Below are 25,716 nucleotides of genomic sequence, written 5' to 3' on the forward strand. Positions count from 1 at the left end.
ACACTGATCGCCAAGGCCTCAGCTCCCTCTCGGTTGCTGATCCTTCCCTGCAGCGCGGCTTGAATCAGGCCCAGCCGCCGGGCGTCCCGATTGCCCATGAGTACGAGGTCCATGGGGGGACATTTTCACTGACGCGTTAGCCGGTGACACTTTTACTGACGTTCGACACGGTGTAGCCAGCGCTTGGTGACTGTCCCGTCCTGTGGTAAGTTACCGACCCGTGCTCGACACGGGAAAGAAGTCCACGCCGTCCGAGGTCAGGGGATCAGCCTCGGGCGGCGTGCCCCATTTTGGGCGGGTCGCGTGATGACCTCCGTGCTCGCCGTCATTCCCGCCCGCTACGCAGCCACGCGCTTTCCCGGCAAGCCGCTCGCGACGCTGTGGGGGAAGCCGATGCTCCAGCACGTCTTCGAGCGCGCCCGGGCGGCGAGCGGGATCGACGCCCTGGTGATCGCCACCGACGACGAGCGGATCGCCGACGCCGCGCGGCGCTTCGGCGCCGAAATCGAGATGACAGGATCGGGGCTGACCAGCGGCACCGATCGCGTGGCCGAAGTGGCGCGGCGCCGCCCGTCGTTCGGCCTGGTGCTGAACCTCCAGGGCGACGAGCCCGAGCTGGATACCGAAGCGGTCGGGCGGCTCACGCAGGTGATGCGGGACGACGATTCGATCCAGATGGGAACGCTCGCGCATCGTGAGGACGAGGCGTCCACGCTGGCCGCGGATGACGTGGTCAAGGTGGTGGTGGACGGGTCTGGATTCGCGCTCTACTTTAGCCGTGCAGACATCGCACGTGGATCGCGCGGAGGACCGGCGCTGCGGCACGTGGGCGTGTACGGCTTCCGCCGCGACCTGCTGCTCGCCTTTTCGGCATGGCCGGCGAGCGATCTGGAGAAGGCGGAGAGGCTCGAGCAGCTGCGCGCGCTCGAGCATGGCGTGAAGATCAAGGTGGTCACGGGCTCGAAGGCATTCGCGGGAGTCGATACGCCCGAACAGCTCGAGGCGCTGGAGAGACGCGGCCCGCAAGGATAGTCGAGGGCCGAGAGCACAGGAACGGGGGACCGGGACATGGCCAAGATCGTGGTGGTGACGGGTGGCGTGGTGTCGTCGCTCGGGAAGGGAATCGCGTCGGCGTCGCTGGGTCTCCTGCTCAAGTCCCGCGGCCTCCGGGTCACGCTGCAGAAGCTCGATCCCTATCTCAACATCGATCCCGGAACGATGAGCCCGTTCCAGCACGGAGAGGTGTTCGTCACCGACGACGGCGCCGAGACCGATCTCGATCTCGGGCACTACGAGCGGTTCACGGCGATCTCGGTGACCCGCAGCCACAACGTCACCGCCGGACAGGTCTACGACGCGATCCTCTCCAAGGAGCGGCGCGGTGATTATCTCGGCCGCACCGTGCAGGTGATCCCGCACGTGACCGACGAGATCAAGCGCCGCATCCTCTCGCTCGGCCTCACCACGCAGGCGGACGTGCAGATCGTCGAGATCGGCGGCACCGTGGGCGACATCGAGTCGCTGCCGTTCCTCGAGGCGGTGCGCCAGCTCAAGCTCGAGCATCGGCGCGACGTGCTCTTCGTGCACGTCACGCTGGTCCCGTTCATCCGCGCGGCGCGCGAGATGAAGACCAAGCCCACCCAGCACTCGGTCAAGGAGCTGCGTGAGATCGGCATCCAGCCCGACGTGCTGCTGTGCCGCACCGAGGCCCCTCTCTCGGACGATGTGCGCGAGAAGATCGCGCTCTTCTGCAACGTGCCGACCGAGGCGGTGATCGCGGCGGTCGACGTCGATTCGATCTACGAGGTGCCGAGCGTGTTCCACGGCGGCGAGCTCGACGCGCTGGTGGTGCGCGAGCTGGGGCTCGAGACGGGGCCACCCGACCTCAAGGCGTGGAACGAGTACGTGAACCGGGTGAAGAATCCCACCCGCCACTGTGTCATCGGCGTGGTCGGCAAGTACACGCACGTGCGTGACGCGTACAAGAGCATCATCGAGTCGTTCGTTCATGCCGGCGCCGCCAACGAGGCGCGCGTCGAGCTGCGCTGGATCGAAGGCGAGGACATCGAGAAGCAGGACGCCGCGGCGTACCTGAGCGACGTGGACGGGGTGCTGGTGCCGGGCGGGTTCGGCGAGCGCGGGATCGAGGGCAAGATCGCGGCGGCGCGCTACGCGCGCGAGCGGGGAGTGCCGTACTTCGGGCTGTGTCTGGGCATGCAGGTGGCCACCATCGAATTCGCACGCAACGTGGCGGGCTGGAAGGAAGCCAACTCGAGCGAGTTCGATCCGCAGGCGCCGCAGAAGGTCATCGACCTGATGGACGAGCAGAGCGGAGTGACCGAAAAGGGCGGCACCATGCGGCTCGGCTCCTTCCGCTGCCAATTGAAGGAGGGCAGCCTCGCACGCCGCGCCTACGGCAAGCCAGAGATCGAAGAGAGGCACCGGCATCGGTACGAGTTCAACAACCGCTTCGCGGCGCAGCTCCAGTCGCGCGGCCTGGTGCTGTCCGGCAAGTGCGTGGGCCGCGAGCTGGTCGAGATCGTGGAGCTGCCCGATCATCCGTGGTTCCTCTCGGTCCAGTTCCATCCCGAGCTGAAGTCTCGGCCGCACGATCCGCATCCGCTGTTCGTGGATTTCGTCCGTGCGGCGCTCGAGCGGCGCCGGGCACGGCTCGGGGACGACGACTACACCGCCGCCGACCGCGAAGCCGAGGCCCGGGCGGCGCGCGAGGAAGCCGAAGAAGAGCCGGCGCGTGAGCGCGCCGGCCAGGCGCCGCGCCCGGCATGAAGCGCTTCGCGATCGGGGGAGCCGAGGCCGGCTCGCCGCGTCTCCTGATCGTGGCGGGGCCTTGCGTGATCGAAAGCGCCGAGCTGTGCGTGCGCGTCGCCACGCATCTGAAGACGCTGTGCGCGGCGCGCGGTCTGCCCTATGTCTTCAAGGCTTCGTACGCCAAGGCCAACCGCTCGAGCGTGCGCTCGTTCCAGGGTCTGCCGCGCCACGAAGCGCTCGAGATCCTCGGCCGCGTGCGGCGCGAATTACAGATTTCGGTGCTGACCGACGTGCACGAGGAGGACGAGGTCACGGCCGCGGCGCAGGTGGCCGACGTGCTCCAGATCCCGGCGTTTCTCTCGCGCCAAACCGCCCTGCTCCAGGCGGCGGCGCGCACCGGCCGCGCGGTCAACGTCAAGAAGGGTCAGTTCATGGCCCCCGACGACATGCGGCAGGTGGTCGAGAAGCTGACTCAGGCCGGGGGAGAGAAGATCCTGCTCACCGAGCGCGGCACGACGTTCGGCTATCACGATCTGGTCGTCGACATGCGCGGGCTCGTCGTCATGCGCGAGCTCGGGTGGCCCGTGCTGTTCGACGCCACGCACAGTCTGCAGCGTCCGGGCGGAGAAGTGAGCGGCGGCGAGCGGCGTTTCGCGGTGCCGCTGATGCGTGCGGCCGTGGCCTGTGGCGTGGACGGGCTCTTCTTCGAAGCCCATCCGGATCCGGCGCGCGCGCAGTCCGACGCGGCCACCCAGCTTCCATTGGCCGAGGTCGAGTCGTTCCTCGACGAAGCGCTGGTGGTTCACGAGCGGGTGCGGAACCTGGGTCATGCCTAGGCGGGAACGTCCGGTCCGAGCGCGGCCGCAGCGAGCCCGCGGTGAGCGCACGCTGCCCAAGCCGGGACCCCTGACTTCGCCGCGTCCATCGGCGCCGTCGCCTTCGCCCGAGTCCGTGGTGCGCGACCTCATCGAGCAGACGCCCGGGGTCGCGGCGCCCGATCCGCAGGCATCGCCGCTGCGCGCGGCGCCGATCGAAGGGCCGGTGCGGATCCTGTTCATGGACCTCGACGGGACCCTCACCAACGGCGTGATCTCCTACGATACCGTGGGCGACGCGCGCCACTTCGCGATCCGCGACGGCTTGGCGCTCCAGTGGGCCATGCAGCACGGCATCCGTCCCGTGGTGATCTCCGGCCGGCCATCGAAGGCCGTGGAGTTGCGCATGCAGGACCTCGGCCTCGAGTACTATCTCGACGTCCAGGACAAGGTGGCGGTCGCCGACGAGGTGCGCCGCCGCGAGAAGGCCGAGTGGCGTCAGTGCGTGATGGTGGGCGACGATCTGCCCGACGTGGCGCTCATGAAGCAGGTCGGGTGGGCGATCGCCGTGGCCGACGCGGATCCACACGTGAAGAAGTTCGCGCAGAGCGTCACGGTCGCACGCGCCGGTTACGGCGCAATTCGCGAGGTAGTCGAGCATTTGCTCAAGCACAACGGCGTCTGGCAAAAGGTGCTGGCGCGCTACGAGGCCACATGAGCCGAACGACGAAGCGAACAGGCAAGACCCGCCGCGTGACCAACGGGGCGGGCAACGGACGGGCGATTCCCGAACGCGAAGCCGAGCCGTTGGCGCGTGCTCCGAAATCATCCGCTCGACGCGTCAGGCACGCCGCCGCAGCTCCGAAGAGCGCGGCCGTCGACCTCGTCGAGCTGGCCCGCAAAGTCGTGCGCACCGAGGCCGCGGCGGTCGCGGCCCTCGAAGCGCGCATCGGTCCCGAATTCCTGCGTGCCGTCGACCTCCTGGCCGGCTGCCGCGGGAAGGTCATCGTTTCGGGAGTGGGGAAGTCGGGCCTGCTGGCCCACAAGCTCGCAGCGACGCTCACCAGCACCGGCACGCCCGCCGTGTTCATGCACCCGGTGGATGCGCTCCACGGCGACTCTGGCTTGTTCATGCCCGGTGACGTGGCGCTGTTCATCTCGAAGAGCGGCGGCAGCGAGGAGCTGCTGGCCCTGCTCCAGTACCTCGAGCGCCACGCGATTCCACTGGTCAGCGTCATCGCCACGCCGGGTTCCGCGCTCGGCCGGAGGAGCAGTGTCACGCTGGTGACGGGTCCATTGCGTGAGGCGTGCCCGATGGATCTGACGCCGACCACGAGCGTCACCGCCGCGCAGGTGATGGGCGATTGCCTCGCCGTGGCGCTGCTCGAACGCCGCGGCTTCCGCGCCGAAGACTTCCGCTTCCTCCATCCCGGCGGCGTGATCGGCGGCGTGGCCTCGCGCCGGATCGAGGAGCTGATGCACGAGGGAAGCGCCATGCCGAAGGTGCCGGTCACGGCCTCGCTTCGCGAGGTCATGCTCGAGATCATGGACAAGCGCCTCGGCATCACCACGGTGGTGGATGCCCGGGGAACGCTGCGCGGCGTGGTTTCGGACGGCGACTTCAAGCGGATCCTCGTGAAGCACGCCGATCCCTGGAAGCTCAAGGCTCAGGACGTGATGAGCAGGAAGCCGTCGACCATCGCCCGCGAGGCTCTCGTCGCCACCGCCGTGCGCACGATGGAGGACCATCGGCCCGGCCCGATCACCGCTCTGGTGGTGATCGACGACCAGAGGCGGCCGATCGGGGTGCTGCACCTGCACGACTGTCTTCGCGCGGGTTCTCGAGTTTCGTAGTTCCTTCTCTCCCCCTGCTATACTGCGACCCGCGCGATGCTCCGGCAGCCCATCTCTTCCGACGCTGGACCGACGGACGATGCGCTGGCGCGTCTGATCGACCAGCTCGCGCACCTGCTTCCGGCCCAAGGGCCGATCAGCATCTTCATCCATCACAACACGCTGCACGCGTTCGAGCACCTCGGCTTCGAAGAGGCGGTGGAGCACGCCGCCGAGGAGCTGCAGCGCGAGCCGTATCTCGCCGAAGCCCGGTATCGCGAAAAGCTCGCGTCGGGCCGCATCCTCGCCAAGGACGTGACGGCGGTGCTCGACGAACACCTCGGGGACCGCGGCGCCGCCGACGTGGAGGGTATTGGCTCCCGCCTGGAGCTGTGGCAATCCATCGCTCTTCACGGCATTCCTCCGGCGACGGGACCGGAGCTCCTGTGGCTCCTCGACGAGACGGCGGCCCTGTCCCGGTTTCGCACCGACGTGCCGGCGCCGGCGCGTGCCGCCACGGCCGCGCTGCGCGGTGCCGACGGTGCGAGCGAGGAGCGGCGCAGTGTGCGCCGTCTCTGGAGCGCCTGCATCGAGGCGGTCCGCCGCGCCGGCGAACTGCCGGCCCGGGCGACAGCCACGCCCGTGCGCCACCGCGACTGGCTCCTTTCCGTCGAGGGTTTCGACATCGATGACTGGATCCATCCCCCCCTCATCCGGTTCCTGGCCGGATACCTCGATCAGGGGCTCGCCCACTGGGTGATGCCCGAGCGGAACAGGGGCATCCACGGTTGCTTCCTGGAGCTCTATTCCACATCGCTCTCCGCCTGGTGTGGCTCCTGGGCGCGCACGCTCCCAAGGCTCGTCGCCGAGGAGCGCCGCGCCTCACGAACCCCGCTCGAATCGATTGCCCACTCTCTCGCCCAGTTCGGTGTGGCCGCGGACGAACATGAGGACTACCTCGGTGCCGAGCTGCTGGCGCTGCGAGGATGGGCGGGCATCGTGCGCCAGATCGAGGAGCGGCCGGATCGCGTTCCCGCACGAGATCTCACGGTGACGTTGTGCGGATATCTCGCGGTCCGCCTGCTGTTCGAGCGTGCCGCCCTGGACGAGGCGTCGCGGCGCCTCTCCTTCGACGGCCCGCTCTCGGATCTGCGCGCCTGGCTGCACGCGCGTCGTCGTCCGATCCCCGCGCCGACCGCCATCGACCGCGCGTGGCCGCTGTTTCACGTGGCGCAGCTCTGTGGGCTGGATGCATCGACCGTGGAGCAATGGACGGCCGGGCACGTCGCAGCGCTCGAATCCGAGCTGGAAGAGCTCGACGACGTTCGTCGGCGCCGGATTCTGCATCAGGCCTTCGAGAGGACGATCCGTCATCGTCTGTATGATGCCCTGATGCAGCACGAGCCACGCCCGCCGGCCGTTCCTCCGGCTTTCCAGGCGGTGTTCTGCATCGACGAGCGCGAGGAATCGTTCCGGCGGCATCTCGAGGAGGCCGGGCCGGCGTGCGAAACGTTCGGCGCGGCGGGATTCTTCAACGTTGCGATGTATCACCAGAGCGTGTCCGACGCGCACCCGCGGCCGCTCTGCCCTGTGGCCATCCGCCCCACCCACTATGTCGCCGAAGTGGAGCCGGACAGTGATCGACTCCTGGAACGCTCGCGCCGTCTTCAGCGACGGGCCGCCGGATTTCTCGGATACAACGTCGACCTGGGCAGTCGTCTGCCTGTTCACGGTGCCGTGCTGATGACCGCGTTCGGCTGGCTGGCGCTGGTACCGCTGGTCCTCCGCGTCGTGTTCCCGTGGCTCACGTCCCGATGGCGTCGGGTGCACGCGACGACGACCGCGGCGCGAACCCGCCTGCAGCTCGATCGCGAAGAGGAAGCGCCGCCGCTGGGGAAGTACTCCGGATTCACCGTAAACGAGATGGCGGAAATCGTGCGGCGCGTCCTCGACGACATCGGGATTCGCGATCGCCTCTCGCCGCTGGTGCTCGTCATCGGCCACGGATCGATCAGTCTGAACAACCCCCACGAGTCGGCGCACGACTGCGGGGCGTGTGGAGGTGGGCGCGGGGGGCCCAACGCCCGCGCCTTCGCCCAGATGGCCAACGACCCGCGCGTGCGCGAGCTGTTGGCGGCGCAAGGATGGCCCATTCCAGAGACCACCCGGTTCGTGGGGGCGCAGCGGAACACCTGCAACAATGAGGTCACCTTCTTCGACGAGGATCTGATCACCGCCGATCGAAGGCCGCTCTTCGATCGGGCTTGCGAGGCAATCGAGACGGCACGGCGGCGCGAGGCGCACGAACGGTGCCGCCGCTTCGATGCGGTGCCGGGCTGGTATCCGCCGCTCGCGGCCCTGGCCCACGTGGAGGGGCGCGCCGCAGACCTCGCGCAGCCGCGCCCTGAGTACGGCCACGCCACGAACGCATTCTGCGTCATCGGCCGCCGCGCGCGAACGCGCGGGCTGTTTCTCGACCGCCGCGCCTTTCTCGTGTCGTACGATCCGGCGCTCGACAGCGACGGCTCGACTCTCGCGCGGGTCATGGCCGCGGTCGTGCCGGTCGCGGCCGGCATCAGCCTCGAGTACTACTTCAGCTACGTCGATCCCATCGGCTACGGCTGCGGCACGAAGCTGCCGCACAACGTCACCTCGCTGCTGGGCGTGATGGACGGGGCGCAGAGCGATCTGCGCACCGGGCTGCCCTGGCAGATGGTCGAGATCCACGAACCCACGCGCCTGGCGATCGTCGTGGAGAGCACGCGGGATCGTCTCCTGAAGGTCGTCCAGGAGAACGCGGACATCGACCGGCTCGTCCGCCACCGCTGGGTCTGGCTCGCGTCTCTCGATCCGGAATCGGGCGCACTGTGGGAGTTCCGCGGTCGGGGCTTCATTCCTCGAAAGCCCGAACATGCCCTCTCCATGGTCGTAGGCGACTCTGCAGCGTGGTATCAGGGCAAGCGCGGGTTCCTCCCGCCCGTGGCGATCGTCCAAGAGACCACGTCGACCCCAGACGGGCGTCCTGCGCCAACCGCCACCTCCGCATGATCTCACCGCTTCCGCTCACAGGGTTGGTGCTCATCGGCGTCGCCGCGCCGGCGCTTCTGCTGGCGGCGCTCGGCCTCACGACGCTCGTCAACCGCCCCTTGCCGGAGCGGTGGACGGCGATGCTCTCCGCAGGCGCGATGACGCTGGCGTGCGCCGCACTGCTGGCGGCTTTCGCGGTGCACGGCGTGACCGGAACGGGCGCCAAGCTGTTGTCGTACGGCGCCTGGTCGACGTCGCGCGAAGGCGGCATCGCGATCGAGTTCTTGGTCGATCGGCTATCGCTCGCGTTCGCGGTGCTGTCGACCGCCATCACCGGCGTCGTGTCGGCGTTCTCGAACCGCTACCTGCATCGCGAGTCCGGCTACAACCGCTACTTCGTCCTGCTCGCCATGTTCGCCACCGGCATGTTGCTCATCGCGCTGGCCGGCAACGTCGCGGTCCTCTTCATCGGGTGGGAGTTCGTCGGCCTGAGCTCGGCGCTGCTGGTCGGGTTCTTCCACGAACGGCCCGCCCCGGTCGCCAACGCCTTTCGCGTGCTCGCGGTCTACCGGATGAGCGACGCGGCCATGCTGGCCGCCGCGGTGCTGCTGCGTCACGCTGCCGGCACCGACAGCCTCGCGCTCCTGTTCGGTCGCGGGGCCGACTCGGCGAGCGGGTTGGCGGGGACCACCGCGCTCAGCATCGCCATCCTTCTCATCGTTGCGGTGGCGGCCAAGAGCGCGCTGCTGCCATTCTCGAGTTGGCTCCCCCGCGCGATGGAGGGACCGACGCCGTCGAGCGCCGTCTACTACGGATCGCTCTCGATTCACGCCGGATGCGTCCTGTTGTTGCGCGCGGCCCCGCTGCTCGAGCAAGTCCCCCTCGCGCGGCTTCTGGCCGGCGTTCTCGGCGCCGCGACGGCGGTATACGCAGGCATTACGACGCGGGTGCAGAGCGATGTGAAGTCGTCGCTCGCGTATGCGTCCCTGACTCAGGTGGGCATCATCGTCGTCGAGATCGCGATCGGCTGGTACACCGTCGCGTTCGTCCATCTCGCCGGACATGCGTGCTTCCGCCTGCTGCAGTTCCTGAGCGCCCCGAACGTCCTGCACGATCTGCACGGCATCGAGAGCGCCGTCGGCGAAATCCGTCCATCCGGCGGCCACCTCGAAGCCTCGATACCGCCGCGCTCGCGTCGGCGCCTGTTCCTGATAGCGCTCGAGCGTGGATTCCTCGACGATTTCCTGGACCGTGTCGTGGTCCGGCCCTTCACGCAGCTCGCACGCCGGCTCACGCGCCTCGACGAGCTGCTGGTGGGTGCCGCGCTTCCCACCCGAGTGGCCCGTCTTCGCCAGCGGCGAGGATCGCGATGATCGAAGGCTGGCTGTGGGTGGGCGGTCTGGCGGCGCTGCCGACGCTGGTGATTGGCGCCTCGGCCCTTCGCCTCGATGTCGAGCACCTTCGTCGTCTGTCGGTCGCCGCAGCGCTCACGATGCTGGCGACGGCCCTCGGCATCGCGGTGACCCCACGCCTGCATGAGTTCACGATCCGCACATGGGCGCTCAGCTCGGCCCCTGGCGGGGAATCGATCCTTCGCATCGACACTCTGTCGGCGGCGTTCCTTCCGTTCGCGGCGGCTCTTTGGCTCCTGACGGTGGCGGTGACGCCGCGGGCCCTGCTCGATCGGCGCGGGTTGCGGCGAACCGCGCTCGCCACGCTCGTCACCCTGGCATCATTCCTGACCGAGAGCGCCGTGGTGCTGCTCCTGCTGTCGGCCGCATCGGTGTGGACGTTCCTGTTCGCGCTGGCGGACCCGGCGCATCGGTATCAGCGCCGCGTCGTCGCCGCATACCTCGGCGTGTCGACGGTGCTGCTGGCCATCGGGGTCGGCTTGCTGGTCAGCCCCGCGGCGCAAAACTCGGCAATCGAAACGGCCGGACTGTGGTTGATCGCGATTGCGTCGCTGATGCGGAAAGGAATCGTGCCGTTTCACGCGTGGGTTCCGGAGGTCTTCGATCACGGTCGCCTCGGGCCGGCGATCCTGTTCAACGGGCCGCAGCTGGGCGCGTACCTGACGGTGGTGATGATCGTGCCACGCGCGTCTCCGGAGCTGCTGCGCGTCATCGCGCTCCTTGCCCTTGGCACGGCCGTGTACGGCGCTGCTCTCGCCCTCGTCCAGAGCAGCGCACGGCGCGCGTGCGGCTACCTGTTCATGAGCCAGTCGGCGCTGGTGATGGCGGGACTCGACTGCACGAGCATCGCCGCGCTCGCAGGCGGGTTGCTGGTGTGGCTGTCGGCCGGCCTCGCGTTTGCCGGTCTTGCCCGGTGCGTCCTGGTTCTCGAAGCACGCCGTGGCCGCCTCGATCTGACGACTTACCACGGAGGATACGAGCGCATGCCGCTGCTGGCGGTCAGTTTTCTCGCGATGGGGCTGGCGTGCACCGGTTTTCCGGGGACGCTCGGCTTCGTCGGACAGGAGCTCCTCGTTGCCGGAGCGGTCGATGCGTTCCCGGTGATGGGATTCGCGGTCGTGGTGGCCTCGGCGCTGACCGGCCTCGCCGTGCTCCGAATGTACTTTTCACTCTTCTGCGGGCGAACGGAACCGCTGGCACACGCCGATCTGCGTCTCGGGCTGAGGCCCCGCGAAGCCTGGACGTTCGTGGGACTGGTGATCACGCTGGTTGGACTGGGTGTTGCGCCTCGCCCCCTCGTCGATTCCCGGCTCGCCGCCAGCGACCACATTTTGCAGCAGCGGCAGCAGAACACGCTGGCGACAGGCAGAGCGCGCCTCGAGAAGTGAGGCGTTGCGAGACGAGGCCCCGAGATCGAGGGCTGGAAAGCTAGCGGGTGGCCGCGACTCCGACGCTGTCCGCTTCGGCCATGGGCATGTCGGCGAGCTGTTCGGTCAAAGGCTCGGCATCCGGCGCGGGACGATAGGCCGCGATGAATCGCCGCATGCCTTTTGCCCACCACGCCAGGCCTTTCTCGCGGGCCTCCGCCAGCGCCTTCTCGTTGGTCCATCCCTCGCGCGAGATCCGGTAGGCGGCAATGACGCTCCCGGTGCGCTCGCGGCCGCGCTTGCAGTGGACGAACACCGGCTCTTCGTCGTCCAGCAGCGCGAGGGGCGTCTTGATCTGCTCCGAAGTCGGCGTGGCCCAGCCATCCATCGCCGCGTTCACATAGCGCATCCCCGCCGAAGTCACCGCGAGCGACTCGGCTGTCGTCGAGTGCTCCGTCCGCTGCCGCAAATCGACCACCTTCTTCACGCCGATCCTGGCCAGCTCCGACCACCCGCGTGAGTCAGGCTGCCCTCCGCGGTAGACGCGATCGTTGACCTTGTGGAAGTTCGGGAGCCCGGCGACCTCCGTGGTGGCCGAGTGGGAGAAGGAGGGAATGGCGAAGGCTGCGGTGAGGACGGCGGAAGTCACAAGTCGACGCATGGGACCTGCCCTGTAAGAAGGACGAACGAGCCGGGACGCTTCTTTTGACCCCGCGACCAGCCTCTAGGTTCGAGCAGAGTGAATGGCCACATATTCTTGACCTGGCCCGGGCGAATCCATGAAGTCGGGAGCCCACCGATCCCCGTCAAGGGCGTGCCACGCGCGGCTCGGGCCAAAGTGTCCAGGCTCCGTTGCCGCCGGTCACGATCAGCGAGTCCGCCGCCACGTCCAGGAGGGCCGACGATGCGACGCCGTTGGCCGTGACCAGCACCGAGTGTCGCCCGATCGGCGGCATCAGGAAGGCGGCGATCGTCGTGGCGGGGGCGAGAGCCGTCGGACAACCGGGACCGGGACGCTGGACGCCGAGCAGATCGATCTGGATGCCCTGTCCGAAGGGTGTCTGCCGCATGGATTGGCGATGGACGATCGTGTAGCCGATGCACTCGTACTGGCGCTGAGTCTGGGCGTCGATCCTCAGCCGTCCCGTCGAGTCCTCCGCCGCTCGGAGCTCGACAACCGAGTCGATCGGGAGCGTGGTTGGGCTATCCTCACAACCAGGAAGGATGAGAGCGACCAGGAGAAGACAGGCCCGCCAGAATCCTCCCAGTTGCCGGTGCAGGAAGCGCAGGTCGTCCAGGCCGCGAGAGCTCATGTTGTGTTCTTCCACGTCGGCGTTCGAGCGGACCGTCCACCGGAGACTCTACGCCGGAAAGCGGTCGAGTCTCGACTCCGAGTTCGCGATGAGGCCCGGATGCTCGTTCGACAGGTCTTCGACTTCGGTGACGTTCCCACGTCAAGTCTCTGGGACATCAGCCCGATAACATCTTTCAGACCATGTGGCACAGGCCGTGCTTGCGGGGCCTCGGGGCCTTTGTTAGCGTCGGCTGAGAAGCGAAGCAACGAACCGAAGCGCTCGTGAAGGCGACGGCCGCGAAGTCAGGCCGAAGGAAACCTCGCATGTTTCACGCACTCAGCCCTCGAAGCGCCCCGTGGTGGCGGGCCGGCTGCGTGATGGCGATGGTGGCCCTCATGGCCCTGGGTTGCGAGAAGGCGCCGAGAACCGAGCCCGGGCCGGCCAGCGGAGAGATGCCGGACCAGGAAGTCAGCGACTTCGTGGTCACCGAGACCGACGCCGGGCAGCCGCAGTGGACGCTCTACGCTCGCAGCGCAGCCATCTACAACGCGCGTAACGCGATCGTCGCGCACGGCGTGCGGGTGGACTTCTTCGATGAAGAGGGCAAGCGCTCCTCGACGCTGACCGCTCGGGAGGGCGAGCTCAACCAGCAGCGCCGTGACATGGTGGCTCGGGGGAACGTCGTGCTGCAGACCACGGAAGGGACGCGGATGTCGACCGAAGAGCTGTCGTTCATCAATCAGCGACAGCGCATCGTCTCCGACCTCTTCGTGCGCGTCGAGCGCGCCGGGGACGTTCTGACCGGGATCGGCTTCGAGAGCGATCCCAACCTCGAGCACTTCGAATTCAAGAAGCAGGTCCAGGCCACCGTGCGCACTCGCTCGGGTGGAATCCTCGAAGAGGGCAAATGACGGAGGGCACGGCCACCAACGGCACCGAAGGCGTCGTCGCCGAGGGCCTGGTGCGCTACTACGGAAAATGGCGGGTGGTCAGCGAAGTCAGCATGGAGGTCCGCCGCGGGGAAGTGGTGGGCCTGCTCGGCCCCAACGGGGCGGGCAAGACCACGACGTTCTATATGGTGGTTGGATTGTTGCGTCCTTCTTCAGGACGGATACGACTCAATGGCGAAGACATCACGGATCAGCCGATGTACCGGCGGGCGCGGATGGGGCTGGGCTATCTGGCGCAGGAGCCGAGCATCTTCCGGCGCCTCACCGTGCGACAGAACATCCAGGCGGTGCTCGAGACCATGAAGTTCACGCCGGCCGAGCGCCAGCAGCGGCTGGGCGAGCTCCTGGAGGAGCTGAACCTCACGCACCTGTCCGATCGCCAGGCGCACAAGCTGTCGGGAGGCGAGAGGCGCCGCGTGGAGATCACGCGCGCGCTGGCGCGCACGCCTTCTTTCATTCTGCTCGACGAGCCGTTCGTGGGTATCGATCCCATCGCGGTCGCCGAGATCCAGGACATCGTGGGACGCCTGAGGGAGCGTGGTCTGGGCGTCCTCATCACCGATCACAACGTTCGCGAGACGCTTCGCATCACGGATCGCGCCTACATCATGTACGAAGGGCGTATCCTGATGCATGGCTCGGCGGAGCAGCTGGCCGGCGATCCCAAGGCGCGCGAGATCTACCTGGGCGAGCGATTCAGCCTGTAAACGGAGTCGTCTGACATGGAAATCAAACACTCGCTGAACCTTTCGCAGAGACCGGCGCTGATCATGACGCAGCGCCTCCAGCAAGCGCTCAAGCTGCTCCAGGTGCCGACGCTCGAGCTGCAGGCGATCCTCAAGCAGGAGATCATGCAGAATCCGATGCTCGAGGAGGTCGACGAGCTCACGGAGAACGAGGATATCGCCAAGGAGGATTCGCCGGAGGAGACCGCGAACGAAGAGGCGGACGAGCCGAGCGAGGACGATCCGATCGACTGGTCCGACTACATCCAGGACGGACTCGACCGCACCTACATACCGCAGAGCGAGGTCAACCCCGAGTTCCTCGAGAAGGTCCCGGTCACGCGCACCACGCTGGCCGAGAGCCTGCTCGAGCAGCTGCATTTCCTGAGTCTTTCGGCGGAGCACATGAAGGTCGCGGAGTTCCTCGTCGGCTCCCTGGATGAGCGTGGATACTTGTCGACGCCATTGCTGGAAGTCAGCCAGGCGATGGGGAGGCCTGCTGAAGAGATCGAGCGTGTGCTCTGCGTCATCCATGCCCTCGAGCCGGTGGGCGTGGGCGCCCGCGACCTGCGCGAGTGCCTGCTCATCCAGCTCGACGCCAAGCGCCAGAGGGACACGCTGGTATGGCGCCTGATCCACGACCAATTCGACAATCTCGTGAATCGCCGCTTCCCCGAGATCGCGCGCAACCTGAAGTGCACGGTCGAGGAAGTCCAGGCCGCCGCGGACGAGGTCGCCACGCTGAATCCCAAGCCGGGGCTCGAAGTGTCGGCCGAGGATCCCAAGTACGTCGTCCCCGACCTGCTCGTGGAGCGGGTCGACGACGAGTACATCGTCCTGCTCAACGACCGCAACGTGCCGCGCCTGCGGATCTCGTCGGCCTACGAGAGCGTGCTCAAGGATCGCAAGAACTCGGAGAAGGGCACGCCGGGCGGCGACACCCGGGCCTACATCCAGAACAAGCTGAACTCGGCGCGCTGGCTGATCCAGACCATCGAGCAGCGCCGGCGCACCATGATCAAGGTGATGAACTGCATCATCCGCGAGCAACGGGAGTTCTTCGACAAGGGCATCGCGTTCCTGCGGCCGCTCACGCTGCAGCAGGTCGCGCGCCAGATCGACATGCACGAGTCGACCGTGAGCCGGGTGTGCAGCGGGAAGTACGTCCAGACGCCGCGCGGCGTGTTCGAGCTGAAGTTCTTCTTCTCGAGCGGTCTCGAGACCGAAGATGGCGAGGACGTGTCGGCGCGCACCGCCAAGGACATCATCAAGACCCTCATCGAGGAGGAGGACAAGAAGGAACCTCTCTCCGATCAGCGCATCGCGGAGCTGCTGCACGAGAAAGGCCTGCGCATCGCCCGAAGGACCGTGGCCAAGTATCGCGAGCAGCTCAGCATTCTGCCGGCGCGCTTCCGGCGCCGGGTGGCCTGACGCCTCGGGGGTACTCCAGCCCTCGACCCATCCAGAAGGAGGGGCCATGCGCATTCATCTCACCGCACGTCACTGCGATCTGGATCCTGAGGATCGCTTGCTGGCCGAGCAGCGCGTCGAGAAGCTTTCGCGATTCGTTCGCGACATTCAGGAAGCCCACATCACCGTTTCTCAGGAGAAATACCGTTACCTCGCCGAGATCGCGCTCAAGGTGCGCGGCCGCGAGATGGCGAGCCGAGAGGAGGCCGATCAAGCCCGCGTCGCCATCGAGCGCGCCGCGGACCGCCTCGAGCAGCAGGTGCGACGCCTCAAGGACCGCCGTCTGGAGCGGCGGCGCGGCGATCGCGCGCGAGCCGCGGACCGCTTGATGCCGCCCGAGCCGCCCGTCGAGGGCGAGGAATGGGGCATGCGGGCCGAAGCGGCGGGCGACGAGGAATGAAACAGGTGCACAACCTGACGGCCGCACGTCTCTACGAGGACCAGCGCGAAGAACTTCAGTTGGAGGCGCTCACCGAATCGCTCGCCAGCAAGCGCGAGATCACGCTGAGCGACATCAATCGCCCCGGCATGGCGTTGATGGGATTCGTCGAGAACTTCCTTCCCGAGCGCATCCAGATCATCGCCCAGACCGAAGTCACCTACCTCAAGACGCTCTCTCAAAGTGACCAGGAGGCCGCGATCCAGAGGCTGTTCCAGTTCGAGCTGCCGCTGATCGTGGTGTGCAAGGGCCTCGAAGTTCCGAAGAGCTTGATCGAGATGGCGAACCGCGCGCAGGTGCCCGTGCTGAGGACGCCGAAGAGCACCACGCCGTTCATCCACGCGCTCACCTCGTACCTGGACCACATGTTCGCGCCGGTCACCACCGCGCACGGCTCGCTGGTCGATGTCTATGGCGTCGGGCTCCTGTTCACCGGGCGCAGCGCGATCGGCAAGTCCGAGACCGCGCTGGATCTCGTGGAGCGCGGGCACCGGCTGGTGGCCGATGACGTGGTCACGATCATGCGCCGTCAGGGCGACCTGCTGATCGGCAGCGGCAACCAGCTCCTGCGGCACCACATGGAGATCCGCGGCCTGGGGATCATCGACGTGCAGGCGATCTTCGGCATCCGCTCGATCCGCTTGCAGAAGCGTGTCGAGGTCGAGGTCAAGCTGTCCGACTGGTCGAACGAAGAGGACTACGAGCGCCTCGGGCTCGACGACAAGAAGACCCAATACCTCGACGTCGAGATCCCGCTGGTCCAGGTGCCGATCACGCCGGGCAAGAACATCACCGTGATCGCCGAGGTCATCGCGCTCAATTATCTGGTCAAGGTGACCGGCGGCTTCTCGCCTGCGGAGCGCCTCAACCAGCACCTCATCGAGCTGATGAAGCGAAAGAGCGCCGCCAAGGCCTGGGTCCGCGAGGACATCGAGTGATGGCCATCGTTCCCGCGCTGCTCGTCACCCATGCGGATCTAGGCTCGGCTCTGCTGCGCGCCGCGGTGCGCGTCTACGGACCGGCCGAGGACGTCCAGGTCGTCTCCAACGAGGGTCTGTCGCGCGATCAGCTCGAGAAGGAGATCGACGACCAGGTTTCGCTATGGGAGAAGGGCGGACTCATCCTCGCGGACTTCTGGGGCGGCTCGTGCCATATCTGTGGGATCGCCGCGGCGCGCGGCCACGGCGAAGTCATCGTGGTGACCGGCCTCAACCTGCCGCTGCTGCTCGACTATCTCCACAACCGCGACAAGCTCGCTCCGCTCGAGCTGGCGGAACGGCTCCAGCAGAAGGGCCGAGACAGCATCCGGCTCCATCACGATCTGACCGCATGAGCTGGGTCCTCCGACGAGTGGACGACCGGCTCATCCACGGGCAGGTGGTCGTGGCGTGGGGCAACCATCTCCGTCCACGCCGCATCTGGGTGGTGGACGACGCCGCCGCGTCGAGCGCATGGGAGCGCGACCTGCTCGCATCCGTGGGTCCGCCCGAAGTGCAGGTTCGCGTGCTCACCGTCGCCGAAGCCGCCGCCGACTACGCGGCCGAAGAGAACGCCCAAGGCGCGGCCATCCTCCTCATGCGCGACCTGAAGACCGCCGTGGGTCTGTTGGAGGCCGGCGTGGCCCTCCACACCGTGAATCTGGGCGGCATCCACTACGCTCAAGGTCGAACCAAGATCAACGAGTACCTCTACATGAACGACGCCGACCGCGAGCGCGCGCGCCGGCTGATCGCGGCAGGCGTCATTCTCGAGGTGCAGGACGTCCCCGCGACGCGGCCACTTCCGCTGGCCGCGATCGATCCTGAAATGGCCCGTTCCTAAGATCGCGACTTCCATGCATCGGGTGAGCCTGGTGATGATCGTGCACGACCACCAGCCGGTCGGGAACTTCGACGGCGTGTTTCGTGACGCATACGACGACGCGTACGGGCCGTTCCTCGGATTCCTCGAGTCGCATCCGGAGTTCCGCTTGGCACTTCACACCAGTGGCCCTCTGCTCGACTGGATGGCTGCGAACGAGCCAGGCTACCTGGAGGGACTGCGTGCCCTGGTTGCGCGCGGGCAGGTCGAGCCATGGGGAGGGGGACTCTACGAACCCATCCTGCCCGCAATCCCCGAGGAAGACCGATACGGACAGATCCGGGCGCTGGCCGATCGTCTGGAGGCCGGCCTGGGAATGCGTCCGCGAGGCCTGTGGCTCACCGAGCGAGTCTGGGAGCCAGGTCTCGCCTCGAGCCTGGTGAAGGCGGGCGTCGAATACACCGCGGTCGACGACGCGCACTTCGTCGCCGCAGGTCTCGAGCGCGACCAGCTTTGGGGACGTTTCACGACCGAGGACCAGGGCGCGAGCCTGACGATGTTTCCCATCCACCGCGAGCTGCGCTACTCGATCCCCTTCGGCGAGCCGAAGGACACGATCGACATCCTGCGGCGGGTCGCCCAGAGCGGGCCGGATCGCATTGCCGTGCTGGGTGACGACGGCGAAAAGTTCGGCGTCTGGCCAGGCACCAGGAAGCGCTGTTACGAGGAGCGCTGGCTCGAGCGTTTCTCCCAGGCCATCGCCGCCGAGGACTGGATCGAGGTCATCACGCCCGCGGAGGCGGTCGAGCGCCATCGCTCGCTCGGCCTGGTCTACCTGCCGACCGCGTCGTACCACGAGATGCAGGAATGGGCGTTGCCGCCCGCCGCGCAGCACCGCTATCACGCGGCCGCGGCGGCGCTGAAGCCGACGATGGGCGACGCTGCGCTCGACTTGCTCCGCGGGGGGCACTGGCGCGCGTTCCTGGCGCGGTATCCCGAGTCGAACCGAATTCATAAACGGATGCTGCGCGCCTCACGAACGCTGTGGACGAATGCGCGCGAGCACGACGACGCGTGGCGCGAAGCGCGTGATCACCTGTGGCGCGCGCAGTGCAACGACGCCTACTGGCACGGAGTCTTCGGCGGCCTGTACCTGCCGCATCTTCGTTCCGCGCTCTATCGCGAGCTGATCGCGGCCGAGCGGCGGGTCCCTGGTGGAGCAGGGTCCGGCGATCTCGATCTCGACGGCGCGGACGATGCGCTCATCCAGGGCCCAAGGCTCGCGGCATGGCTCTCCACCCGCGGCGCGCGCCTGTGGGGCCTGGACGATCGGACCGGACTCTGCAACTACATCGATACGCTGGCGCGCCGTCCCGAGGCGTATCACGAGAAGCTGCGCAAGGCGGCGGTGGGAGGCGGGGAGGCCGAGACCATCCATGCCGGCGTGCGATGGAAGGAGCCCGGCCACGCGCGACTACTCGAAGCGTACGACCCGCACGAGCGCGACGCCTTCCTCGACCAGTGGAGTGAAGGTGGCGCGACCCATGACTGGGCCGAGGACCGATTCGATCTTGACGCCTCGAGCGACCGCGTACGCCTGACGATGGACGAAGGCGCCGTGCCGCGCCTCGAGAAGACCTACCGGCTCGACTCCGAAAACGGTCTCGAGGTGAGCTATCGGCTCTCGTCCGGCCGCGAGCGTCACGGCACGCTCCAGGTCACGGTGAATCTCGGGCTTCATGTGTTCCGCGCCGACGACCGCTGGGTCGAGATCGACGGCCGCCGGGCCGACGCCGCGCATTGGGGCGCCGAGGAGCGTCGCGCCGGGGTGAGCATGGCGGCGTTCGTCGACGCCTGGGCCGATCGGCGGCTCGAGATCGACACCGACCGCCCCGCGGAGTGGTCGCGCGCGCCGATCGAGACCATCTCGCTCTCCGAGGCCGGAGCCGAGGCAGTGTTCCAGGGAGTCGAGTCGCGCTATCGCTTCGAGGTCGACATTTCGGCCGGCGGCGAGTGGCGCGTGGCGTTCCGCCTCAAGGCACTCCGCGCCGCCCAGGTGCCGGTGTGAACCCTTCGTTCCTGGTCTCGGTGCTGATGGGTGGCATCGCCGCGATCGACGCCACGCCGCTGGCGCAGACGATGATCTCGCAGCCGCTCGTCACCGCCACCGTTCTCGGGCTGGTGTGGGGCGATCTCCCGACGGCACTCCAGGTCGGAATCGTGCTGCAGATCCTGGCCGTGAGCACGCAGCCGGTCGGCGCGAGAACCGGCGAGGATTACGCGTCCGGCGGCGTCGTCGGCGCCAGCCTCGCGCTCGCGCTCGTGGACCGCCAGCCGTTCCTGCTGGTGCGCGAATCCAGCGCAATGATCGGTGTGCTGGTCGGCATCGCGGTCGCGATCTTCGGCTCGGCGCTCACTCGCATGCTGCGCCGTCTCAATGAAGGGCTCGGCCGCTGGGCGGAAGCCGAGGTGCGCGCGGGTCGCGAAGGCGCGCTGGGCGCGGCACAGCGCGCGGGCGTTGTCCTGTGCTTCGGCATCGGTGTAAGTTACTCGGCTGCTTGCCTTGGCCTGAGTCTGTGGGGCCTTTCCCGGTTCGTGGACACCGAGTCGCTGCGTCTGGCGAAGGCCTGGAATCTCGCGCAGCCCTTGTGGCTCGGATTGGGTCTCGCCCAGATGCTTCAATCCTTCGTGCAGCGTCATCTCGTCCGCGGCGCGCTGTTTGGCGCCGCGTTGATCGCCTCGTGGATCATCCTCATGGTCGGGGCGCGCTGATGCCGCTCGCGAATGCCGATCTTCGCCGCGTGATGCTGCGCACGCACCTGCTCCAGGCCACCTGGAACTACGAGCGCCAGCAGGGCGTGGGGTGGGCATGGAGCCTTCAGCCGGTCATCGAGCGCTTGTATCCCGAGGGCGAGGAGCGCACGGAGCGGCTGCTCGAGCACACCGCATACTTCAACACCCAGCCCACGCTGGCTTCCGTGGCGCTCGGCGCCGCGGCGGCGCTCGAAGAGCAGCGCGCCAACGGCGGACAGGTGGACGCCGACGTCATGGCGCGCGTCAAAGGCGTGCTCGGCTCGGCGCTCGCGGCGATCGGCGACCGGCTGTTCTGGTTCACGCTGCGGCCCTTCGCCGCCTGCGTGGGATTGATCTTCGCGACCCGCGGCTCCTGGGCCGGGGCGCTCCTGCTCTGGGCCTGCTACAACTCGCTCCATCTCGTGATGCGCGCCCGCGGCGTGGAATGGGGATATCGCAGCGGCCCGAGTGTTCTCAGCGAGGGGCTGCGGGCGACACTCGAGCGGCTCATCAACCGCCTATCGGTGATGGGCTCGATGCTGGTCGGCATCCTCACCGCGGTGCTGCTCGTCCCGCGCGGCGAGCCACGCGAGGTCACGTTTCAGGTGATGCTGATCGCCGGGCTGGCGCTGGGACTGCTGAGCGCCTCGCGAGCGCGGCCGACGCCGAGCCAGTGGGCGCTGGGGCTCGGAGCTCTGGCGGTCGCCTCGGCCTGGCTGCGATGACGCCATGGATCCTCGGAGGACGCCGTTGAAGGAAGTGCAGCTCCTGATCCGCAATCAGCTCGGGCTCCATGCGCGCGCCTGTGCGTTGTTCGTCAAGACGGCGACGCGTTACAAGGCCGAGGTGTTCGTGAGCCGCGATGATCTGGAAGTGAACGGTAAGAGCATCATGGGCGTCATGATGCTGGCCGCCGAGGAAGGCGCGTTGATCAAGGTGCGCGCCCAGGGACCCGACGAAGACGCGGCCATCGCAGCGCTCAAGGATCTGGTCGACGGGAAATTCGGAGGCGAGCCGTGAAGCTTTCCGGGATCGCCGCCTCACCGGGCATCGGCGTCGGCCCGGCCTTCGTGCTCGAGTCCGAGGAGCTGGCGGTGCGCGACTTCAAGGTGCCGGCGGACAAGGTGGAGCGCGAGATCGAGTTCTTCGACAAGGCGCTCAAGCAGTCGCGCCGCGATGTGGCGCAGCTCCGCGACGGCATCGCCACCGAGCTGGGCGAAAACGAGGCCGCCATCTACGACGCCCACGTCATGATGCTCGACGACCCGGAGCTGCACCGTGTGGTGACCGAGGGCATCCGCACCACTCGCCGCAATGCCGGGGTGGTGTTCCGCGACTACATGTCGGGCGTGGCCGCGCGCCTGGAGCGCGTCGAGGACGAATACCTGCGCGAGCGCCACGCCGACGTGCTCGACATCGAGCGCCGTGTGCTGCGCTACCTGGTGGGAGGCGGGCAGCGCCGCGTCGGCCTGCCCGGTCCGGCGGTCGTGATCGCCCACGACATCGGGCCGAGCGACGTGGCCATGCTCGACCGCACCAAGGTGCTGGGCGTGGTCACCGAGGTGGGGAGCCGCACCTCGCACAGCGCGATCGTCGCGCGCGGCCGCGGCATCCCCGCGGTGGTGGGGGCGCGCGGCGTGATCGAGCACGTCAAGACGGGCGAGATGAGCCTGGTGGACGGGTTCCGCGGCGAGGTCGAGCTCAATCCGGACCCGGAGACCGTCAACCGCTACAAGGCGCGGCGCGCGCGCTTCGACCAGGACCTGGTGAAGCTGCGCGAGCTGCGCCAGCTGCCGGCGCAGACGCTGGATGGCCACCGCGTGGACCTCGGCGGCAACATCGAGCTGCCGACCGACGTCGACGAGGTGATCGCGGTAGGCGCCGACGGCGTCGGACTCTTCCGCACCGAGTTCTTCTACCTCGACCGCGCCGAGCTGCCGAGCGAGGAGGAGCAGTTCATCGCGTATCGGACCGTGGCCGAGAAGCTGGCCCCGAGGCCGGTCATCTTCCGCACCATGGACCTGGGTGGCGACAAGGTCGCCTCGTACCTGGGCACGACGCACGAGACCAACCCGTTCCTCGGCTATCGCGGGATCCGGTTTGCGCTCCATCATCCCGAGGTGTTTCGTGCCCAGCTCCGCGCCATCTACCGGGCGAGCGCGTTCGGCAACGTGCGGCTGATGTTCCCGATGATCTCGAGCCTGGGGGAGCTGCGGCGCGCCACGGCCCTGTGCTCCGAAGTCGCGGCCGAGCTCGCCCGCACCCAGGTGGCCTACGATCGCGAGATCCAGGTCGGCATGATGGTCGAGACTCCGAGCGCGGTGTGGGAAGCTGATCTCATGGCGAAGCTCACCGACTTCTTCTCGATCGGCACCAACGACCTCACCCAGTACACGCTGGCCATGGACCGCGACAACGAGCGGCTCTCGCATCTCTACGAGCCGCTGAGCCCCGCGGTGCTGCGCAGCATTCGCCACACCGTGGAGTGCGGCCACCGCGCCGGCCGCTGGGTGGGCGTGTGCGGCGAGATGGCGGGCGACCCGCGAACCGCGGTGCTCCTGGTCGGGCTGGGCGTGGACGAGCTCAGCATGTCGAGCTTCGATTTGCCTCGCGTGAAGGCGGCGATCCGCAGTGTGAATATGACCCAGGCGCGACAGCTCTCGCAGGAAGCTCTGGAGCTTTCCTCGGCCGCCGAGGTGCGCGAGTGTCTGAGCTGCAAACTGGACCCCATTCTGCCGGCGCTCGCGCTCGGCGTGAAGGACAACACATGACGAATTCCCTCGACCCACCCTATGCCCATGACCCGAAGGGGATGGGTGCACTGATCGAAGGCATTCCCGATCAGATCGATGCCGCGCTCCAGCGCATCACCGCCTCACCCTGGAAGCTGGACCACTCGCGTCTGCCCTCCACCCTCGCCGTGGGCGCGATGGGAGGATCGGCGATCGCCGCCGAGCTCACCGCCGCGCTCTACGCCGACCGCATCATGCGCCCCATGGTGGTGGTGCGCGATTATCACTGGCCTGGGTTCGTGACCCGCGAGGCGTTCGCGCTCCACTGTTCGTACTCGGGCGCCACCGAAGAGACGCTCGCCCTGTACAAGCAGGCGAGCCACCGCGGCGTGCCGCGCGCGGCGCTGACCACGGGCGGCTCGCTGGCCGCCGCGTGCGACCGCGACGGCGTGCCCTGGCACCGGCTGCCGAGCGGGATGCCGCCGCGAGCCGCGATGTTCTCGTCGTGGGTGCCGATCACGTACCTGATCGCCGCGCTCGACTGGTGCGACGATCCGACTCGCGACTGGCGCTACACCCAGGAGCGGCTCGCGGATCTCAAGGAGGACATCGGGCTCCACGTCCCGGAGAGGAAGAACGCGGCCAAGCAGCTGGCGCGCGAAATCGGCGACCGTTTCGTGGTGGTCTACACCTCCACCGGGCTCGCCGCCCCGGCGGCCACCCGGCTCCGGCAGCAGCTCAACGAGAATGCTAAGATGCTCGGCCGCTCGGCCCAGGTACCCGAGCTGAACCACAACGAGATCGTCGGCTGGGAACGGCCGGACTCGATCCAGGAGTCCACGGCGGTATTGATCCTGCAGGATCCGGATGATCGCGAGGAGATTCGCCGCCGGCTCGCTCTGACGGCCGAATACGTGAAGGGTCAGGGAGCGCACGTGCACCAGGTTCCGGCCGGAGGCGGCAGTCGCCTGAGCCGCATGGCGCATCTCGTGATGTGGGGTGATTACCTGAGCTTCTACCTCTCTCAGCTGCGTGGCGTGGATCCCACGCCGGTGGCGAGTATCGACGAATTCAAGCGCCGCATGGCGGCAGCGACGACGACCAAGGAGAGCTGATGGCCGCACGACACCTCTTCACCTCGGAATCGGTGACGGAAGGACATCCCGACAAGATTGCCGACCAGATCTCGGACGCGGTGCTCGACGCGCTGATCGAGCAGGACCGCGCGAGCCGCGTGGCGTGCGAGACGCTGGTGACCACCGGGCTCGCGGTCGTGGCCGGCGAGATCACGAGCCACGGCTACGTGGAGATCCCCTCGCTGGTGCGCCGGGTGATCGGCGAGATCGGCTACGACAGCGCCGAGTACGGCTTCGACTGCCATACGTGCGCGGTGGTGACGACGATCGACGATCAGTCACCCGACATCGCGATGGGCGTGAACACCGGCGGCGCCGGCGACCAGGGTCTGATGTTCGGCTTCGCATGCCGCGAGACCCCGCAGCTCATGCCGCTGCCCATCATGCTCGCCCACGGCCTCACGCGGCGTCTGGCCTACGTGCGGCGCAAAGGCATCGTTCCCTACCTGCGCCCGGACGGGAAGTCACAGGTCACGGTCGAGTACGAGGGGGACAAGCCGCGCAAGGTGCACACCATCGTGGTGTCGAGCCAGCACGCCGAAGGGATTTCGCAGGCGAAGATTCGTCGCGACATCATGAAGCACGTGATCGAGCCGACGATCCCGGCGCGCCTGCGCGCGCGTCCCACCGTGCACATCAATCCCACCGGATCGTTCGTGAAGGGCGGCCCCATGGCGGACACTGGGCTCACCGGGCGCAAGATCATCGTGGACACCTACGGCGGTGTCGGCAGCCACGGCGGTGGCGCGTTCAGCGGCAAGGATCCGAGCAAGGTCGACCGCTCGGCGAGCTACGGCGCGCGCTACGTGGCGAAGAACCTGGTCGCCTCCGGCTTGTGTGACCGCGCCGAGGTACAGTTCGCCTATGCGATCGGCGTCGCCGAGCCGGTCAGCATCATGATCGACACCAACGGCACCGGAAAGGTGAAGGACAGCAAACTCACCGATCTCGTGCGCCAGCACTTCGACCTCACGCCGAAGGGCCTGATCGATCATCTGAAACTGCGGCGTCCGATCTTCCGGAAGACGGCGGCCTACGGTCACTTCGGTCGCAACGAGCCGACGTTCACGTGGGAGAAGACCGACAAGGCGAAGGCGCTGGCGAGAAGCGTGTAGCCCTGCTGGATTCAGGAGAGGGCCGACGTCTCGCGACG

Annotated in this window: 24 protein-coding genes; 22 read left to right on the top strand and 2 right to left on the bottom strand. The window is 67.7% G+C overall.

The window, feature by feature from the left end; translation table 11 throughout:
- Window positions 1-306: 306 nt before the first annotated feature.
- From kdsB to VFQ05_09670, 8 genes are all read left to right on the top strand, one after another.
- The gene (kdsB, locus tag VFQ05_09635) at window positions 307-1,032 is read left to right on the top strand and encodes a 3-deoxy-manno-octulosonate cytidylyltransferase (protein HET9327021.1); all 726 of its coding nucleotides are present in this window, start codon (window positions 307-309) and stop codon (window positions 1,030-1,032) included.
- Between the two features lie 36 nt (window positions 1,033-1,068).
- A complete protein-coding gene (locus VFQ05_09640) occupies window positions 1,069-2,787 on the top strand; it encodes a CTP synthase (protein ID HET9327022.1) in 1,719 nt (572 codons plus the stop codon).
- Window positions 2,784-3,605, top strand: a complete 822-nt coding sequence (kdsA, locus tag VFQ05_09645; protein ID HET9327023.1) for a 3-deoxy-8-phosphooctulonate synthase — start codon at window positions 2,784-2,786, stop codon at window positions 3,603-3,605. The genes VFQ05_09640 and kdsA overlap by 4 nt, the downstream gene beginning before the upstream one ends.
- A 118-nt stretch (window positions 3,606-3,723) precedes the next feature.
- Window positions 3,724-4,302 (top strand): HAD hydrolase family protein, encoded by a 579-nt coding sequence (locus tag VFQ05_09650; GenBank protein HET9327024.1) that lies wholly within the window; start codon window positions 3,724-3,726, stop codon window positions 4,300-4,302.
- Window positions 4,299-5,438 (top strand): KpsF/GutQ family sugar-phosphate isomerase, encoded by a 1,140-nt coding sequence (locus VFQ05_09655; GenBank protein HET9327025.1) that lies wholly within the window; start codon window positions 4,299-4,301, stop codon window positions 5,436-5,438. The genes VFQ05_09650 and VFQ05_09655 overlap by 4 nt, the downstream gene beginning before the upstream one ends.
- 36 nt (window positions 5,439-5,474) lie before the next feature.
- Window positions 5,475-8,465, top strand: a complete 2,991-nt coding sequence (locus tag VFQ05_09660; protein HET9327026.1) for a putative inorganic carbon transporter subunit DabA — start codon at window positions 5,475-5,477, stop codon at window positions 8,463-8,465.
- Entirely contained in the window at window positions 8,462-9,817 is a 1,356-nt protein-coding gene (locus VFQ05_09665; GenBank protein ID HET9327027.1) for a proton-conducting transporter membrane subunit, read from the top strand. Before VFQ05_09660 ends, VFQ05_09665 begins: the two co-directional genes overlap by 4 nt.
- Window positions 9,814-11,244, top strand: coding sequence for a proton-conducting transporter membrane subunit (locus VFQ05_09670; protein ID HET9327028.1), 1,431 nt, complete (start codon window positions 9,814-9,816; stop codon window positions 11,242-11,244). Before VFQ05_09665 ends, VFQ05_09670 begins: the two co-directional genes overlap by 4 nt.
- A 40-nt stretch (window positions 11,245-11,284) precedes the next feature.
- Here the strand turns inward: VFQ05_09670 and VFQ05_09675 are convergent, their stop codons facing one another.
- A complete protein-coding gene (locus VFQ05_09675; GenBank protein ID HET9327029.1) occupies window positions 11,285-11,884 on the bottom strand; it encodes a tyrosine-protein phosphatase in 600 nt (199 codons plus the stop codon).
- Window positions 11,885-12,029: 145 nt separating this feature from the next.
- Window positions 12,030-12,536: a hypothetical protein gene (locus VFQ05_09680; protein ID HET9327030.1), complete on the bottom strand. Its 507-nt coding sequence runs from the start codon at window positions 12,534-12,536 to the stop codon at window positions 12,030-12,032.
- Window positions 12,537-12,841: 305 nt separating this feature from the next.
- On the opposite strand from VFQ05_09680, the gene lptC reads away from it, so the two are divergent.
- From lptC to metK, 14 genes are read left to right on the top strand one after another with little or no spacing between them, the layout of a single operon-like run.
- Complete coding sequence (gene lptC, locus VFQ05_09685; protein ID HET9327031.1) at window positions 12,842-13,429, top strand: LPS export ABC transporter periplasmic protein LptC; 588 nt, start codon at window positions 12,842-12,844, stop codon at window positions 13,427-13,429.
- On the top strand, window positions 13,426-14,175 hold the full coding sequence (lptB, locus tag VFQ05_09690; protein ID HET9327032.1) for an LPS export ABC transporter ATP-binding protein: 750 nt from the start codon (window positions 13,426-13,428) through the stop codon (window positions 14,173-14,175). The genes lptC and lptB overlap by 4 nt, the downstream gene beginning before the upstream one ends.
- Window positions 14,176-14,190: 15 nt before the next feature.
- Window positions 14,191-15,624 carry an RNA polymerase factor sigma-54 gene (gene rpoN / locus VFQ05_09695; GenBank protein HET9327033.1) on the top strand — a complete coding sequence of 478 codons (1,434 nt, stop codon included), beginning with the start codon at window positions 14,191-14,193 and terminating at the stop codon, window positions 15,622-15,624.
- Between the two features lie 46 nt (window positions 15,625-15,670).
- A complete protein-coding gene (gene raiA, locus VFQ05_09700) occupies window positions 15,671-16,063 on the top strand; it encodes a ribosome-associated translation inhibitor RaiA (GenBank protein HET9327034.1) in 393 nt (130 codons plus the stop codon).
- The gene (hprK, locus tag VFQ05_09705) at window positions 16,060-17,040 is read left to right on the top strand and encodes an HPr(Ser) kinase/phosphatase (protein ID HET9327035.1); all 981 of its coding nucleotides are present in this window, start codon (window positions 16,060-16,062) and stop codon (window positions 17,038-17,040) included. Before raiA ends, hprK begins: the two co-directional genes overlap by 4 nt.
- A complete protein-coding gene (locus VFQ05_09710) occupies window positions 17,040-17,435 on the top strand; it encodes a hypothetical protein (GenBank protein HET9327036.1) in 396 nt (131 codons plus the stop codon). The genes hprK and VFQ05_09710 overlap by 1 nt, the downstream gene beginning before the upstream one ends.
- Window positions 17,432-17,923, top strand: a complete 492-nt coding sequence (locus VFQ05_09715; protein HET9327037.1) for a PTS sugar transporter subunit IIB — start codon at window positions 17,432-17,434, stop codon at window positions 17,921-17,923. Before VFQ05_09710 ends, VFQ05_09715 begins: the two co-directional genes overlap by 4 nt.
- A gap of 13 nt (window positions 17,924-17,936) precedes the next feature.
- Window positions 17,937-19,970 (top strand): alpha-amylase/4-alpha-glucanotransferase domain-containing protein, encoded by a 2,034-nt coding sequence (locus tag VFQ05_09720; GenBank protein ID HET9327038.1) that lies wholly within the window; start codon window positions 17,937-17,939, stop codon window positions 19,968-19,970.
- Window positions 19,967-20,674, top strand: coding sequence for a PTS sugar transporter subunit IIC (locus tag VFQ05_09725; protein HET9327039.1), 708 nt, complete (start codon window positions 19,967-19,969; stop codon window positions 20,672-20,674). The genes VFQ05_09720 and VFQ05_09725 overlap by 4 nt, the downstream gene beginning before the upstream one ends.
- Window positions 20,674-21,420, top strand: a complete 747-nt coding sequence (locus tag VFQ05_09730; GenBank protein ID HET9327040.1) for a PTS system mannose/fructose/sorbose family transporter subunit IID — start codon at window positions 20,674-20,676, stop codon at window positions 21,418-21,420. Before VFQ05_09725 ends, VFQ05_09730 begins: the two co-directional genes overlap by 1 nt.
- Window positions 21,421-21,445: 25 nt before the next feature.
- Window positions 21,446-21,715, top strand: a complete 270-nt coding sequence (locus VFQ05_09735) for an HPr family phosphocarrier protein (GenBank protein ID HET9327041.1) — start codon at window positions 21,446-21,448, stop codon at window positions 21,713-21,715.
- Complete coding sequence (gene ptsP, locus VFQ05_09740) at window positions 21,712-23,466, top strand: phosphoenolpyruvate--protein phosphotransferase (protein ID HET9327042.1); 1,755 nt, start codon at window positions 21,712-21,714, stop codon at window positions 23,464-23,466. The genes VFQ05_09735 and ptsP overlap by 4 nt, the downstream gene beginning before the upstream one ends.
- On the top strand, window positions 23,463-24,542 hold the full coding sequence (locus VFQ05_09745) for a bifunctional phosphoglucose/phosphomannose isomerase (GenBank protein ID HET9327043.1): 1,080 nt from the start codon (window positions 23,463-23,465) through the stop codon (window positions 24,540-24,542). Before ptsP ends, VFQ05_09745 begins: the two co-directional genes overlap by 4 nt.
- Window positions 24,542-25,678 (top strand): methionine adenosyltransferase, encoded by a 1,137-nt coding sequence (metK, locus tag VFQ05_09750; protein HET9327044.1) that lies wholly within the window; start codon window positions 24,542-24,544, stop codon window positions 25,676-25,678. The genes VFQ05_09745 and metK overlap by 1 nt, the downstream gene beginning before the upstream one ends.
- Window positions 25,679-25,716 lie beyond the last annotated feature (38 nt).

Source organism: Candidatus Eisenbacteria bacterium, from assembly GCA_035712145.1.
Lineage (GTDB): Bacteria > Eisenbacteria > RBG-16-71-46 > RBG-16-71-46 > RBG-16-71-46 > DASTBI01.